This is a genomic window from Pseudomonas sp. P42, assembly GCF_017973755.1.
Classification (GTDB): domain Bacteria; phylum Pseudomonadota; class Gammaproteobacteria; order Pseudomonadales; family Pseudomonadaceae; genus Aquipseudomonas; species Aquipseudomonas iridis.
Genome location: NZ_JACOPU010000002.1, coordinates 39,321 through 52,872, shown reverse-complemented (window position 1 = coordinate 52,872; position 13,552 = coordinate 39,321). Strand labels below are relative to the sequence as shown.

At 58.9% G+C, this 13,552-nt stretch carries 13 protein-coding genes; all 13 read left to right on the top strand.

The window, feature by feature from the left end; translation table 11 throughout:
* Positions 1 to 182: 182 nt before the first annotated feature.
* The 13 genes from H8B20_RS05180 to H8B20_RS05120 all read left to right on the top strand — a co-directional run bounded on the left by H8B20_RS05180 (position 183) and on the right by H8B20_RS05120 (position 13,473).
* Positions 183 to 1,169: an NAD(P)/FAD-dependent oxidoreductase gene (locus H8B20_RS05180; protein WP_047303137.1), complete on the top strand. Its 987-nt coding sequence runs from the start codon at positions 183 to 185 to the stop codon at positions 1,167 to 1,169.
* Entirely contained in the window at positions 1,166 to 1,384 is a 219-nt protein-coding gene (locus H8B20_RS05175; RefSeq protein ID WP_042561036.1) for a TIGR02450 family Trp-rich protein, read from the top strand. Before H8B20_RS05180 ends, H8B20_RS05175 begins: the two co-directional genes overlap by 4 nt.
* 199 nt (positions 1,385 to 1,583) lie before the next feature.
* Positions 1,584 to 2,546, top strand: coding sequence for a YbgA family protein (locus H8B20_RS05170; RefSeq protein WP_210622554.1), 963 nt, complete (start codon positions 1,584 to 1,586; stop codon positions 2,544 to 2,546).
* A complete protein-coding gene (locus H8B20_RS05165; protein ID WP_210622553.1) occupies positions 2,546 to 3,487 on the top strand; it encodes a MerR family transcriptional regulator in 942 nt (313 codons plus the stop codon). Before H8B20_RS05170 ends, H8B20_RS05165 begins: the two co-directional genes overlap by 1 nt.
* 20 nt (positions 3,488 to 3,507) lie before the next feature.
* Entirely contained in the window at positions 3,508 to 4,953 is a 1,446-nt protein-coding gene (phrB, locus tag H8B20_RS05160) for a deoxyribodipyrimidine photo-lyase (protein WP_210622552.1), read from the top strand.
* Positions 4,946 to 5,368 (top strand): nuclear transport factor 2 family protein, encoded by a 423-nt coding sequence (locus tag H8B20_RS05155; protein WP_042561040.1) that lies wholly within the window; start codon positions 4,946 to 4,948, stop codon positions 5,366 to 5,368. Before phrB ends, H8B20_RS05155 begins: the two co-directional genes overlap by 8 nt.
* Positions 5,365 to 6,147 carry an SDR family NAD(P)-dependent oxidoreductase gene (locus H8B20_RS05150; RefSeq protein ID WP_210622551.1) on the top strand — a complete coding sequence of 261 codons (783 nt, stop codon included), beginning with the start codon at positions 5,365 to 5,367 and terminating at the stop codon, positions 6,145 to 6,147. Before H8B20_RS05155 ends, H8B20_RS05150 begins: the two co-directional genes overlap by 4 nt.
* Entirely contained in the window at positions 6,144 to 7,391 is a 1,248-nt protein-coding gene (locus H8B20_RS05145; protein ID WP_210622550.1) for an NAD(P)/FAD-dependent oxidoreductase, read from the top strand. Before H8B20_RS05150 ends, H8B20_RS05145 begins: the two co-directional genes overlap by 4 nt.
* The gene (locus H8B20_RS05140; RefSeq protein WP_042561043.1) at positions 7,388 to 8,203 is read left to right on the top strand and encodes a DUF1365 domain-containing protein; all 816 of its coding nucleotides are present in this window, start codon (positions 7,388 to 7,390) and stop codon (positions 8,201 to 8,203) included. Before H8B20_RS05145 ends, H8B20_RS05140 begins: the two co-directional genes overlap by 4 nt.
* Positions 8,190 to 9,455, top strand: a complete 1,266-nt coding sequence (locus H8B20_RS05135) for an SAM-dependent methyltransferase (protein ID WP_210622549.1) — start codon at positions 8,190 to 8,192, stop codon at positions 9,453 to 9,455. The genes H8B20_RS05140 and H8B20_RS05135 overlap by 14 nt, the downstream gene beginning before the upstream one ends.
* A complete protein-coding gene (locus H8B20_RS05130) occupies positions 9,448 to 9,939 on the top strand; it encodes a DUF2878 domain-containing protein (protein ID WP_210622548.1) in 492 nt (163 codons plus the stop codon). The genes H8B20_RS05135 and H8B20_RS05130 overlap by 8 nt, the downstream gene beginning before the upstream one ends.
* A gap of 53 nt (positions 9,940 to 9,992) precedes the next feature.
* Positions 9,993 to 10,298 carry a YkgJ family cysteine cluster protein gene (locus tag H8B20_RS05125; RefSeq protein ID WP_042561046.1) on the top strand — a complete coding sequence of 102 codons (306 nt, stop codon included), beginning with the start codon at positions 9,993 to 9,995 and terminating at the stop codon, positions 10,296 to 10,298.
* A 430-nt stretch (positions 10,299 to 10,728) separates the two neighbouring features.
* Positions 10,729 to 13,473, top strand: coding sequence for a leucine-rich repeat domain-containing protein (locus tag H8B20_RS05120; protein ID WP_210622547.1), 2,745 nt, complete (start codon positions 10,729 to 10,731; stop codon positions 13,471 to 13,473).
* Positions 13,474 to 13,552 lie beyond the last annotated feature (79 nt).

Here is a 13,552-nt window from a genome sequence, read left to right as displayed (position 1 = left end):
TGGCGTTTTACCCGGATCACTAGTCTATTTTTAAAAGCAGGGATCTTTTCTATCGGGCAGGTTCTATTGTTTAACCATAGGCCAAGCTGCCAGAACGAGAACGCTAGAAGTTATACCAAAAAACAAAATTGTACAGGTTTCAACGACGGCGTAGTCTGTACAGAAAGGTAAACGAGGCCCCTATGACTGTACCTATCGCAATCATCGGCACCGGCATCGCCGGACTCTCGGCGGCTCAGGCTCTTACGGAGACTGGGCACACCGTCCAATTGTTCGATAAAAGTCGCGGCAGCGGCGGACGTATGTCGAGCAAACGCAGCGACGCCGGTTCGCTGGATCTGGGCGCGCAATATTTCACCGCCCGTGATCGGCGTTTTGTCACCGAGGTACAGCGCTGGCAAAGTCAGGGCTGGGTCGCCGAGTGGACACCGCAGCTCTACACCTTCCAGGGCGGGCAACTGAATCTGTCGCCGGACGAGCAGACCCGCTGGGTCGGTGCACCGCGGATGAGCGCCATCACCCGCGGCTTGCTCGAGGGGCTGGAGGTGCAATTTGCCTGTCGGATTACCGAGGTCTATCGCGGCGAAGAGCATTGGCATCTGCAAGACGCCGAAGGCTTTACCCACGGCCCATTCAGTCATGTCGTGATCGCCACACCGGCACCGCAAGCTACCGCGCTGCTGGCCGCCGCACCGAAACTCGCCGGTGCCGCCGCCGGGGTAAAAATGGACCCGACCTGGGCCGTCGCCCTCGCCTTCGATACGCCGCTGGATACTCCGATCGAGGGTTGCTTCGTGCAGGACAGTCCCCTCGACTGGCTGGCGCGCAATCGCAGTAAACCGGGGCGCGACAACACCCTCGACACGTGGGTACTGCACGCGACCAGCGCCTGGAGCCGACAGCACATCGACCTGCCCAAGGAAGCGGTGATCGAGCAACTGCACGGCGCATTCGCCGAATTGCTGCACAGCGCGATGCCCGCACCGACCTTCAGTCTTGCCCATCGCTGGCTCTATGCACGCCCGGCGACGGGCCACGAATGGGGCACGCTGGCGGATGCTGATCTGGGCCTGTATGCCTGCGGCGACTGGTGCCTGTCCGGACGCGTCGAAGGTGCCTGGCTCAGCGGCCAGGAAGCTGCCCGCCGCTTGCATGAGCACTTGCAATGAATCGCATCAACCCACGCAAATTGCTGCTGTCGAAATGGACAGCAGCCCACCCGCAAAACCGTGAAAAACATTTCCTGGTGACTGAGCTGATTTGCGATGAAGAGGGCACGGTGCTCGAAGTCGAGTTGCAGGCGGTGCTGACCAAGCGCGTCGAACGATTCGATTGGCATGCTTTACAAAACAACGCCCAATGGAAAATCGGCTGGCTCATGTAGGAGCTGCCGAAGACTGCGATCTTTTGATCTTTGCTTCTCAAAACCCCCAAATCAAAGACAGGATCAAGAGATCGCAGCCTGCGGCAGCGCCTACAGAAAAACTTATACAAATGATTTGACTTGTACAGCTATGAATCTATGCTTAGGAAATGTTGTACAGAGATCAATCTCTGTACAGGTATAGATTCGAGAGGTATCCATGTCAGACCTTTCCATGTCCCGGCCGAAGATCGCCATCAGTGCCTGCCTGATGGGCGCCGAGGTTCGCTTTAACGGCGGTCACAAGGAATCACGCCTGTGCAGCCGCACCCTCGCTGAACATTTCGAATTCGTGCCGCTGTGCCCGGAAGTCGCCATCGGCATGGGCATCCCCCGCGAACCGATCCGTCTGGTTGGCGATCCGCAAAGCCCGCAAGCCGTCGGCACTGTCAATCCCTCGATCAACGTTACCGCGCCTCTGGCCGAGTACGGCGAGAAAATGGCCGGCGAGCTCAATGACATCTGCGGCTACATCTTCATGCAGCAATCACCTTCCTGCGGGCTGGAACGGGTCAAGGTCTATCACGATAACGGCGCGCCGGTGAATGGCGGTGGCCGGGGCATCTACGCGCAGGCCTTCTGTGCGCGACACCCGGACTTGCCGGTGGAAGAAGCCGGGCGCCTGAATGATCCGGTGCTGCGTGAAAACTTCATCACCCGGGTTCTCGCCTACAGCGCCTGGCAGCAAGTGCTTGCCCAAGGCCTGAGCCGCCGTGTGCTCACCGAATTCCACTCACGCTACAAATACCAGCTGATGGCGCACAACCCGCTGCAATACAAGGCGCTAGGCAAGTTGCTGGGCAACATGGCGCAGAGCGACCCTGCCGAACTTGGCCCGCGCTACTTCAGCGAATTGATGGCAGCGCTAAAAAAATGTGCGACCCGCGGCACCCATAGCAATGTTCTGCAGCACATCACCGGCTACTTGAAACAGGCAATCAGCGCCGAAGACAAGCAGGAGATGGTGCATGTGATCGGCCAATATCGGTTGGGCATCGTTCCGCTCGTGGTGCCGCTGACCCTGCTCAAGCATCACTTTCGCCAACACCCCGACCCGTACATTGCGCGACAGGTTTACCTGCAACCGCACCCGGAAAATCTCAGCCTGCGAAACTTGATTTGATGAACGTGAGCCCCGACACCAGCGCCCAGGAAGACCTCGGCGCCGATTTCAAGAAAGCCCTCGACGATGGCTGGTTGCCGATCCGCGAAGTCGCGCGGCAAACCGGCGTCAATGCGATCACGCTACGTGCGTGGGAACGGCGCTATGGTCTGATCGTCCCGCAACGCACGCCCAAGGGTCATCGGTTGTATTCGGCCGAGCACGTGCAGCGCATCCTGACGATCCTCACCTGGCTCAACCGTGGCGTCGCGGTCAGCCAGGTCAAGCCGCTTCTCGACACTGCGCAAGACCTCGGCGAGTCGGTGGAAAACGATTGGCAACGCTTGCGCCAGACCCTGCTCATGGCCGTTACGCAACTCAATGAACGGACCATCGACGACAGCATCAATCAAGTCATGGCCCTGTATCCCCCGCGCACGCTGTGTGAGCAGTTGCTGGTGCCGCTGCTGGCTGAACTTGAACAGCGCTGGCAGGGCCAGTTCGGCGCGCAGATGGAACGGGTATTTTTTTATTCGTGGTTACGCAGCAAATTTGGCGCGCGCATCTACCATAACAACCGTCAATTGCACACCGCGCCACTGTTGCTGATCAATCATTCCGACCTGTCACTGGAACCTCACCTGTGGCTGTGCGCGTGGCTGGTCAGCAGCGCTGATTGCCCGGTGCAGGTGTTTGACTGGCCACTGCCCTCCGGAGAGCTGGCACTGGCGGTCGAACACCTGCAAGCCCGCGGCGTACTGCTGTATTCCAGCAAAGCCATGCAGCTTGCGCAGTTGCCAAAACTTTTGGCTGGCGTCGCTTGCCCGAAAATCATCGTCGGACCAACGGTTTGCATCCACCAGGCCGAGTTGTCCGCAAGAACCTTGGAAACTGCTGAGTTGTACCTGGCTGAAGATCCACTGTCAGCGCATCAGGCACTCGTTCAGCGTGGGCTGATTTAATGGACTCGACGACGACCGATATGCAATTGATCTGGCTGCGCAGCGACTTGCGCCAACATGACAACACCGCACTCGCGGCTGCCGCAGCGCACGGTCCGACTGTTGCCGTGTATCTGGTGAGCCCGCAGCAATGGCAAGAACATGACGACGCGCCCTGCAAGGTCGACTTCTGGCTGCGCAATCTGCACGAACTGAGCAAAAGCCTCGGCCAACTGAATATTCCTCTGTTGATCCGTACGGCGGCGCATTGGGACCAGGCGCCGGCAGAACTGTGCAAACTCTGTCGCCAACTGAATATCAAGGTCGTGCACGTCAACGAAGAATATGGCTTGAACGAGAGCCGGCGCGATGCGGCCGTGGCCGAGGCATTGCAGGCCGAGGGCATCGAATTTCACCGTTATCTCGATCAATTGCTGTTCAAGCCTGGCACCGTACTGACCAAGACCGGGACTTACTTCCAGGTGTTCAGCCAGTTTCGCAAGGTCTGCTACGAACGCCTGCATCGCTCGATCCCGGCGTTGGTGGCCGCACCCGGCAAACAGTCGCCACTGGGCATCGACAGCGATCCGATTCCTGCATCCGTCACCGGTTTCGCCACGCCAAGCGAAACCTTGCGCGATCTGTGGCCTGCCGGTGAGAAAGAAGCCCGGCGCCGTCTCGATACCTTCGCCGACGCCCAAATCGATTACTACAAAAGCGAACGCGACTTCCCGGCCAAGCCCGGCACCAGTCAGCTGTCAGCGTATCTGGCCGCTGGCGTGGTTTCGCCACGCCAATGCCTGCACGCCGCCCTGCAAAGCAATCAGGGTGAATTCGAAAGCGGCAAAGTCGGCGCTATTACCTGGATCAATGAGCTGTTGTGGCGCGAGTTCTATAAACACATTCTGGTCGGCTATCCACGGGTCTCGCGCCATCGCGCCTTCCGTCCGGAAACCGAAGCGCTGGCCTGGCGCGACGCCCCCGACGAACTCGCGGCGTGGCAAGAGGCGCGTACCGGACTGCCGATCATCGATGCGGCGATGCGCCAATTGCTCGAAACCGGCTGGATGCACAATCGCCTGCGCATGGTCGTGGCGATGTTCCTGACCAAAAACCTGCTGATCGACTGGCGCGAAGGCGAGCGGTTTTTCATGCGTCATTTGATCGATGGTGATCTGGCGGCGAACAACGGCGGCTGGCAATGGAGCTCGTCGACCGGCACCGATTCGGCGCCGTACTTCCGCATTTTCAACCCGTTGAGCCAATCGGAAAAATTCGACAGCGAGGGCCTGTTCATCAAGCACTGGCTGCCGGAACTCGCCGACCTCGACAAAAAACAGGTGCATGACCCGGCCAGTGCCGGAGGCTTGTTCGGCGTGGCGGATTATCCGAAGCCGATCGTCAACCTCAGTGCATCACGGGAGCGGGCGCTGACTGCGTTCAAGAACCTGCCCTCCCGCCAACCAGCCGGAGTCGATCATGAGTGAATTCCTGCGCAGCTTCGCCCGGCAATTTTCAGCGCTGAACAAAGACAACCTGCAACGTCTGGGCGAGTTGTACAGCGATGACATTCACTTCACCGACCCGTTGCATGAAGTTCAGGGGCTGGCGCAGCTACGCGATTACTTCGGTGAGCTGTACGCCAACGTCAGCGAGCTGCGTTTCGATTTTCACGGCTACGACCAGATTGGCGAGGGTGAAGGCTACCTGCGCTGGGTCATGAGTTATCGCCACCCGCGCTTGGCCAGTGGTCGGGAGATCCGCGTCGGCGGCTGCTCGCACTTGCTGTGGCGCGACAAGGTTTATCGTCACCGGGATTATTTCGATGCCGGGGCGCTGCTGTATGAACACTTGCCAATATTGGGCCGGGTGATCGCCTGGCTGAAAAGGAGAATGGGATGAGTCGTACACCTCCACGGCGTTATTGGTTGACGGGTGCCAGCAGTGGCATTGGCGCAGCATTGGCAGAGAGCATCCTCGCCACCGGCGCGCACCTGGCCGTCAGTTCGCGCCAGGTCGCCGCGCTCAAAGTGTTGTCGCAACGCTATCCGGGACAAGTGCTGGTGGTGCCGGGCGATCTGACCAATAGCCAGACCGTGCGTGAAATCGGTGAGCAGATCGCTGAGGACTGGGGGTCGCTGGACACAGTGATCCTCAATGCCGGCACCTGTGAATATGTCGATGCCCGGCAATTCGATTCTTCCATCGTCGAGCACGTGGTGCGCACCAATCTGCTCGCCAGCGCCTACTGCATCGAAGCCGCCCTGCCGCTACTGCGCAAAGGCACCGCGCCGCATCTGGTGGGGATGGCGAGTTCGGTCACTTACCTGCCGTTGCCACGGGCAGAAGCTTACGGCGCGTCTAAGGCCGGGCTGCGCTATCTGTTCGAGTCGTTGCGCATCGACCTGGCGGATGAGGGCATCGAAGTCACGATCATAAGCCCCGGTTTTGTCGAAACACCGCTGACCGCCAGGAACGATTTCCCGATGCCGCTCAGTTGGCCTGTGGATAAAGCTGCGCGGCATATCTTTGCCAAACTCAAGGATCGCCCACTGGAGATCGCCTTCCCGGCGCTGTTCATGGCCGCGCTGTGGCCCTTATCGAAACTGCCAACGGGTCTGCAACTGGCAATCGGTAAACGCATGGTGCGCAAACCGCCACCGCAGCGAGATCCAGTATGAAAATTGCCATTATCGGCAGCGGTATCGCAGGACTCACCTGCGCCCACCTGCTCAATCGCCGACATGACGTCACGGTGTTCGAAGCCGGCGACTGGGTCGGTGGCCACACGCACACGGTGCAGGTCAGCGTCGAAGGTCGCCAATATGACGTGGACACTGGTTTCATCGTGTTCAATGACTGGACCTACCCGAATTTCATCCGCCTGCTCGGCCAGCTCGGCGTGAGCTTCAAACCGACCGAAATGAGCTTCTCGGTCAACGATCCGGACAGCGGCCTGGAATACAACGGCAACAACCTCAACAGCCTGTTTGCCCAGCGGCGCAATCTGCTGTCGCCGGGATTCTGGGGCATGCTGCGCGACATTCTGCGATTCAATAAAGAAGCCCAGCGCGACCTCAACGAGCTGCGCATCGATGCCGACATGACCCTGGATGATTACCTCAAGGCCGGCGGCTACGGCGAGCGCTTCATCCTTCATTACATCGTGCCGATGGGTGCCGCGATCTGGTCGATGCCGATGGCCGAGATGCTCAATTTTCCGCTGCAATTCTTTGTGCGCTTTTTCAAGAATCATGGCTTGTTGTCAGTCAGTGACCGGCCGCAATGGCAAGTGATCGAGGGCGGTTCCAGCGCTTACATCGCGCCACTGACCGCCGCGTTCAAGGACAGGATTCGCCTCAATTGTCCGGTGAAGCGAGTGGACCGCGACGAACACGGCGTGGTTATCCACAGCCCGGCGGGGATCGAACACTTCGACAAAGTGGTGTTCGCCTGTCACAGCGATCAGGCCCTGCAAATACTGGCCAGCCCGAGCGAGGCCGAACGCGCGATCCTCGGTGCCCTGCCCTACGCCGACAACGAAGTGGTGTTGCACACCGACACGCAACTGTTGCCCACGCGCAAACTGGCATGGGCCAGCTGGAACTATCGCCTGAGCGGTGCTGGCCATACTCACGCGGCCGTCACTTACGACATGAACATTCTTCAGGGCATCGAAAGCGATACCACGTTCTGTGTCAGCCTCAACCAGAGCGCCGGCATCAACCCAAACAAAGTGCTGGCCCGCTTCACTTATGCCCATCCGCAGTTCAGCCTCGCGGCGGTGGCGGCACAGAACCGCTGGGCCGAACTGGATGGCATCCAGCACACGCACTACTGCGGCGCTTATTGGGCCAACGGTTTTCATGAGGACGGTGTGGTCAGCGCACTGCGCGTGGCGGCCGCGTTCGGGGAAACCCTATGAACAGCGCCCTCTACAGCGGCTGGATCGGCCATCGGCGTTTCTCCCCGCGCCGACACGAATTTCGTTACCGGATTGGTTTGCTGTACCTCGATCTGACCGAACAGGACGCGTTGTTCGGCCTGTCGGCGCTGGCCAGCCGCAGTCGCTTTGCGCCGTTTTCATTTCGCGAGACCGACTACCTCAAGGCCTTCACCGGCACCGGCATGCGCTTGATCGACGCCGTGCGCCAGCAGGTCGGCATCGCCATCGGCCATGAACCGCAAGGGTCGGTGTGCCTGCTCACGCAACCGCGCAGCTGGGGGCTGGCGTTCAATCCGGTGAGTTTCTTTTATTGCCATGAGGCCGACGGGCAACTGGCGGCGATTGTCTGCGAAGTCACCAACACACCGTGGCGCGAGCGCTATCACTATGTGTTGCCTGCGCGCGCGCCAATCGATCCGCAGAGCGCTCATCAGCATTTCGCGGTAGCCAAGGCCTTTCATGTTTCACCGTTTCTGCCGCGCGATCTCGAATACCGCATGAGCTTCAGCCCCGCCGCACAAACCCTCGGCGTACACATGGCCGACTGGCAGGGCGAGCACAAACTGTTCGACGCCACGCTCAACCTGCAACGCGAAACGCTCGACCGTCAGAGCCTGCACCGCTACTTGCGACGCTTCCCGTGGATGACCGCGAAAACCGCTCTGGCGATTTATTGGCAAGCCGTACGACTGCTGTTCAAACGCGCTCCGATTTTTTCTCATCAGGCTGCTGACGGCAGCTTTCAAACCGCCACCGTGCCTACCAAGGAACACCGCCATGAAATCCTCTAGTCTGTCGGTCAGTCGGCTCAGTGCCAACGGCTTGACCGGTTCGCTGCTGCGTCGTGGCGTGCTACGGCAAATGGCCCGGCTCAAACATGGTCAGCTTGTGGTGGTCGAGGATGGCGAACGGATGCTGTTCGGCGCATCCGGCAGTGCTTTGGTGGGCGAGATCCACATTCTCGACGCCGCCGCCTGGGGCATGGTCGCCAGCAACGGCTCGATCGGCGCAGGCGAAGCGTTTATCCACGGCTATTGGAGCTCGCCGGACTTGACCGCCGTGGTGCGAGTGTTCGTCAGCAACCTCGAAGTTCTCGATGCGATGGAAGGGGGGCTGGCTCGTGTCGGCCGACCACTGGTGCAAGGCTTGCACTGGCTCAATCGCAACACGCGCAAAGGCTCCCAGAAAAACATTGCCGCGCACTACGACCTCGGCAACGAGCTGTTCGAACAGTTTCTCGACCCGACCATGATGTATTCGGCGGCGCAGTTCCTGACCCCCGAAGACAACCTGGAACAGGCGCAACTGAACAAACTGGAGCGCATCTGCCAGAAACTCGCGCTCAAACCCAGCGATCACCTGCTGGAAATCGGCACCGGCTGGGGCAGCATGGCGCTTTACGCGGCGCAAAATTACGGCTGTCGCGTGACCACCACCACGTTGTCGAAAGAGCAGTACGCGTTTACCGCAAAACGCATCGAACAACTGGGCCTGCAGGATCAAGTGACGTTGTTGCTCAAGGATTACCGTGACCTCACCGGCGAGTACGACAAACTGGTGTCGATCGAGATGATCGAAGCGGTCGGCCACCGCTTCCTGCCGACCTACTTCAAGCAATGCGCGCAGTTGCTCAAGAGCAACGGCCTGATGCTGCTACAGGCGATCACCATCCGCGAGCAGCGTTATGAGCAAGCCAAGCGCGGCGTGGACTTCATCCAGCGCTACATCTTCCCCGGCGGCGCCCTGCCCTGCGTGCAGAAGATGCTCGAAATCGTTGGCCGCGACACCGACATGAACCTGCTGCACATGGAAGATTTCGGCTTGCACTACGCCAAAACCCTGCGCCTGTGGCACGAGAATTTTCGCCGCGCCCATGGCCGCTTGAGCGAACTGGGCTACGACGATTACTTCCTCAGGTTGTGGGAGTTTTACCTGTGCTACTGCGAGGGTGGCTTCCTGGAGCGCACCATCGGCACCGCGCAATTGTTGCTGGCCAAACCGGCCGCCATGCCCGCGCCGCTGCTCGGACGCTTCGATGCTTAAGCGGATCGCCAATGCCGTGCTGTTCCAGATCGGCTGGCTGGCCTGCGTGCTCGGCGGCAACAGTTTGTGGCTGTTGCTGGCGCTGGCGGCGCTGGTGATTCATCTGCTCTGGATCAGCAGTTGGGCGGCGGAGGGACGTTTGATTCTCAGCGTGGTGATTGTCGGTACGGCGGTGGACAGCGTTTTGCGCAGCCTCGGTGTGTTCGCGTTCGAGGATTCGTCACCGCTGATTCCGTTGTGGCTGATGCTGCTATGGGCGTTGCTGGCAACCACGCTGCGCCACTGTCTGCAATGGACCGCACGGCCATGGTGGCTGGCCAGCGTGCTAGGGGCCGTCGGTGGTGCGCTGTCGTATTACGGCGGTGGGCGCCTGGCCGGCGTGCAATTTCCCTACGGCGAGCTCCCCAGTCTGATCGGCATCGGCCTGCTCTGGGCGTTGCTGTTCCCGCTGCTGCACCTGATGGCTCGACGCTTGGCTCATTGAGCGTCTGTCAGAGCGTTCACACACGCAGCATCCACTGCCTTACACTGCCGCCCATGAAGACCATTCCCCACCAACAAATCGCCGAACCGGCGGTCACCTGTTCGACCTGCGCAGCCTGCTGCTGCCAGCTCGAAGTGATGCTGATCACCGACACCGGCGTGCCTGATCGTTTTATCGATACCGATGAATGGGGCGGCGAAGTGATGCTGCGTCTGGACGACGGCTGGTGTGCGGCGCTGGATCGCGACACGATGATGTGCACGATCTATGAGAAGCGTCCGCTGATCTGTCGCGAGTTCGAAATGGGCGCGCCGGAGTGCATCGAAGAACGCCGGGGCATTGCCACGGTATATCGCTGATCTTTCAACGAGCCTGTGCGATGAACCGGCATCGCTCAGCCAGCTGTTTCTGGTCGAGGACGGCGGGTGGCTGGAGATCCTTTTGCAAATGGACCAGGCCATAACCTGCTGCCCTGCAGGTCAATCAGTTCCTACGCGTGTTGCCGTCATTTCCTGCCGCCCCTGTCTGCGTTTCTGATCTCATTCAGTATCTCCAGTCGATATCGTTCACGTCCTAGTTCGAGGGTGCTGATCGCGTCAAGACACACCGCAAAATAACGCCGATATTCGACGGCTTTATCTCGGTATCAGTTTGAGCAGGCTGGTCGATTGCTTGCCCGTCTGGTGCGAAACGATCGACAGCTGAATCGCTCCCAACACGTCAATCGGCAGGATGCCGAAATACCGAGCCTCGCAAGCGCCGAGGGCAATTTTTCAAGGATGAAGAAATATGGCAGTAAAACCACCTCGCGGTGGCAAAACCCACGTAGAGGCCGATGTCCACGTCAGCCCCAACCGGCAATCACAAGGGGACTCAACCCATCCTGACGGGCTGAATCAAAACGGCTTCGATCCCTTGACGTTCAAAGTGGACTCGGCAACGCGGCCCAGCTCCGTGAATGAGATCGACATTGATGCAATTCTGCCGGCTGCGATTGTCACGGTGCAGCAGACTTCAATGGCAACTCAAACCCGTCCCTCCACGCAGCCGCTGTTGGAGCACTACCTGATCGATGCGCAGATAAAACTGCCGCATGCCGACAGTGATGGCTTCAGGGTGTACAACAAACGTCAGTATGTGGATTTGTCCGACGGCGGCATCGTTCTTGTCGCACTCGACGCCAAAACTGGCCTGTACCGAGCCCGACGCGCAAACGAATTGCAGCCGTCCGGCCCTGAGCTGCAGCGTAATCCCGATACCGGCCTCTGGCATGTGCGCAATGACGCTGCGCAAGACACCGCACCACTGACTGAAACCCGTCTGCAGGCGTTTCGCACCGAGCTGGATTTCAGCTCGGCCGAAGCGGATAGCGACGGTCTGTATCGCCACGACGGCAAGCGCTACGCAGTAATCTTCAATCACGCGTATCAGGCACTGCATGATCTTGATGCGTCCACACCCTCGAATAAGGTGTGGCGCATTGTTAAACCCACTGATCCCGTTGCCAGCGATAGTGCCAACCTCTACCGCGCCAGCCGAAGCGGCGAGAGCCTGGCCATTACTCGCAACGAGGACAACGCCTGGGTTTCTATCTTCGTGGGGTTGAGGGGAGGCATGCGGCGCAATGAGCCCGGGTCGGCCAACCCGGGCAATTTGCACCGGCCCTGGCTCGACACCACGCCAGGCCCCTCAGGCAGGCAACCCCCGCCCGTTGTCGGCACCACGCGAGCACAGGTCAAACGCTATTTTCCCGAAGCAACTGATCAACACGCCGATGACTTCATCGCGCGATTTGGTGATTCGGTGCAGGCAGAAGCAGAGCTGGAGCGGCTTCGGCTTGGGTTGCCTGGACTGGTTCGCGAACTCAGCGCCTGGGTAGCGGCTTATAGAGGGGCTGATAACGACGAGCTCATCAGGCGCTTTGCAATCAGTGAGACGTTGCATCGACTGTACAAGTGGCAAGGCGACGCTGCGGAAAAAGTCTATCGCGATGGGCAACTGATTGGCTTCAAGCTTGAATTGGACCTGGGCAGTCGCGCCAATCTACAGCCGCCGATTCTTTCCACTCGAGTCGACTCAATTGTTTCTCTGGGTTTGAAGGGAACTGCCGTGCAGAAACTGGATGCACTGTTTTCGGCGTTTTCTCATGTTGAAGCACTGGAAGTCCGGAACCTGGCGGGCGAAGGCGAAGAACTGTTTGCGGCAATGAACCGGTTCACGGAGCTGAAACTACTGGAGATTCATCAATGCACGCTCCCGTGGACACATGAATTTACGAGCTTCTCTGGATTGCCCCGCCTGCGCGAGCTGACCCTGATCGAATGCAGTGTCCACCATACTATTTCGGTGCGCGGCCTGACCGAGTTGCAGGTATTGAGAATCCGCCACAGCAACATGCAGTTCTCACCGAGGGGACTCACCGAGAGCCCCGGTCCGTCACGCCTGCAAGTGCTTGATCTGAGCAATAACGTGTATTTGGAAGAGCTGCCTGACTTTACCAATATGTCCTATTTGCGCGAGCTGGATCTGTCATTCAACACACTGAGCGGACGCCTTGGTGGATTAAACGCGAATGTCTGGCGGGCGCGGCTTGAGGTATTGAGATGCGAAAATACTCAACTGACGGGCGGCGTGTCGCTCAATGGCATGACAGGCTTGCGGGAGTTGAATCTGACAGGCACTGGAATCACTCAACTACCGACCGAACTGGGTACGCCGGACGGTCCGATGCGCCTCGAAATATTGAAACTCGCCAGAAACAACCTCGATGATGCCCCTTCGCTAAGAGGCATGAGAGCCTTGCGAGAATTGGATCTGGCACATACTGGCATCACCCAGTTGCCTGCCGAGATTGGCCCGCAGAACGGTCCACTGCATTTGGAGATATTAAATCTGAGTGCCAATCCGCTATTTGTTGCGCCGTCGTTCAGAGGAATGACTGCATTGCGCGAAGTCGATCTTCGCGAGACGCATATCGACAGCTTTCCGCAAGGCGTTACTTCCGAGATTCCCCAGACATCACTGAATCTTGCCGACAACTTCATCTCATCAATCCCCGAGTCTCTTGAGCTCAGAAAGGGGTTTAACCTGGCGGGCAATCCGCTTCTGGATGCAGCGTCCCAAAGGCGATTCATTGCAGCGCGTCACCAGACCGGCAGCGACATCTGGCTGGGAAAAATGGATCCCGACACCTCGGCGAATCTCTGGTTACACAATGTGCCAGAAGCAGGGAGACGCGAAAAACTGGAGCTTTGGAGCGCTTTGGGAGCAGACACAAACCCGGTAATTCGCCGACTGAGCATGACGCCGGAGTTCCGGATCGAGCGTCAGCAGTTACAGCGCCGCGTCTGGGCCATGCTTGAGGGCTTCAGCAGGGCTGAACCTGAGGAGAAAAGCCAACTGAGAGCGATTATGAGGAGTGAGCCCTGCCCCGGTAAAATGCTCGACAGGCTAGAAGAGGTCATGAAGAAGTTTGATCCGACGCGGCAAAACCAGCCTGCGCATCATATATCCAAGCGCCCAGGGTTTGATTAGTCGGCGCTGATAAACTGAAATCTGACAGTGCGCAGGCTCATTAGCGAAAGCGCTGTGTCAGTCAACATTGATGTCAACT

Coding starts and splice junctions, on each gene's coding strand:
- H8B20_RS05180 (WP_047303137.1), top strand. CDS start 183: ATGACTGTACCTATCGCAATCATCGGCACCGGCATCGCCGGACTCTCG.
- H8B20_RS05175 (WP_042561036.1), top strand. CDS start 1,166: ATGAATCGCATCAACCCACGCAAATTGCTGCTGTCGAAATGGACAGCA.
- H8B20_RS05170 (WP_210622554.1), top strand. CDS start 1,584: ATGTCAGACCTTTCCATGTCCCGGCCGAAGATCGCCATCAGTGCCTGC.
- H8B20_RS05165 (WP_210622553.1), top strand. CDS start 2,546: ATGAACGTGAGCCCCGACACCAGCGCCCAGGAAGACCTCGGCGCCGAT.
- phrB (WP_210622552.1), top strand. CDS start 3,508: ATGCAATTGATCTGGCTGCGCAGCGACTTGCGCCAACATGACAACACC.
- H8B20_RS05155 (WP_042561040.1), top strand. CDS start 4,946: ATGAGTGAATTCCTGCGCAGCTTCGCCCGGCAATTTTCAGCGCTGAAC.
- H8B20_RS05150 (WP_210622551.1), top strand. CDS start 5,365: ATGAGTCGTACACCTCCACGGCGTTATTGGTTGACGGGTGCCAGCAGT.
- H8B20_RS05145 (WP_210622550.1), top strand. CDS start 6,144: ATGAAAATTGCCATTATCGGCAGCGGTATCGCAGGACTCACCTGCGCC.
- H8B20_RS05140 (WP_042561043.1), top strand. CDS start 7,388: ATGAACAGCGCCCTCTACAGCGGCTGGATCGGCCATCGGCGTTTCTCC.
- H8B20_RS05135 (WP_210622549.1), top strand. CDS start 8,190: ATGAAATCCTCTAGTCTGTCGGTCAGTCGGCTCAGTGCCAACGGCTTG.
- H8B20_RS05130 (WP_210622548.1), top strand. CDS start 9,448: ATGCTTAAGCGGATCGCCAATGCCGTGCTGTTCCAGATCGGCTGGCTG.
- H8B20_RS05125 (WP_042561046.1), top strand. CDS start 9,993: ATGAAGACCATTCCCCACCAACAAATCGCCGAACCGGCGGTCACCTGT.
- H8B20_RS05120 (WP_210622547.1), top strand. CDS start 10,729: ATGGCAGTAAAACCACCTCGCGGTGGCAAAACCCACGTAGAGGCCGAT.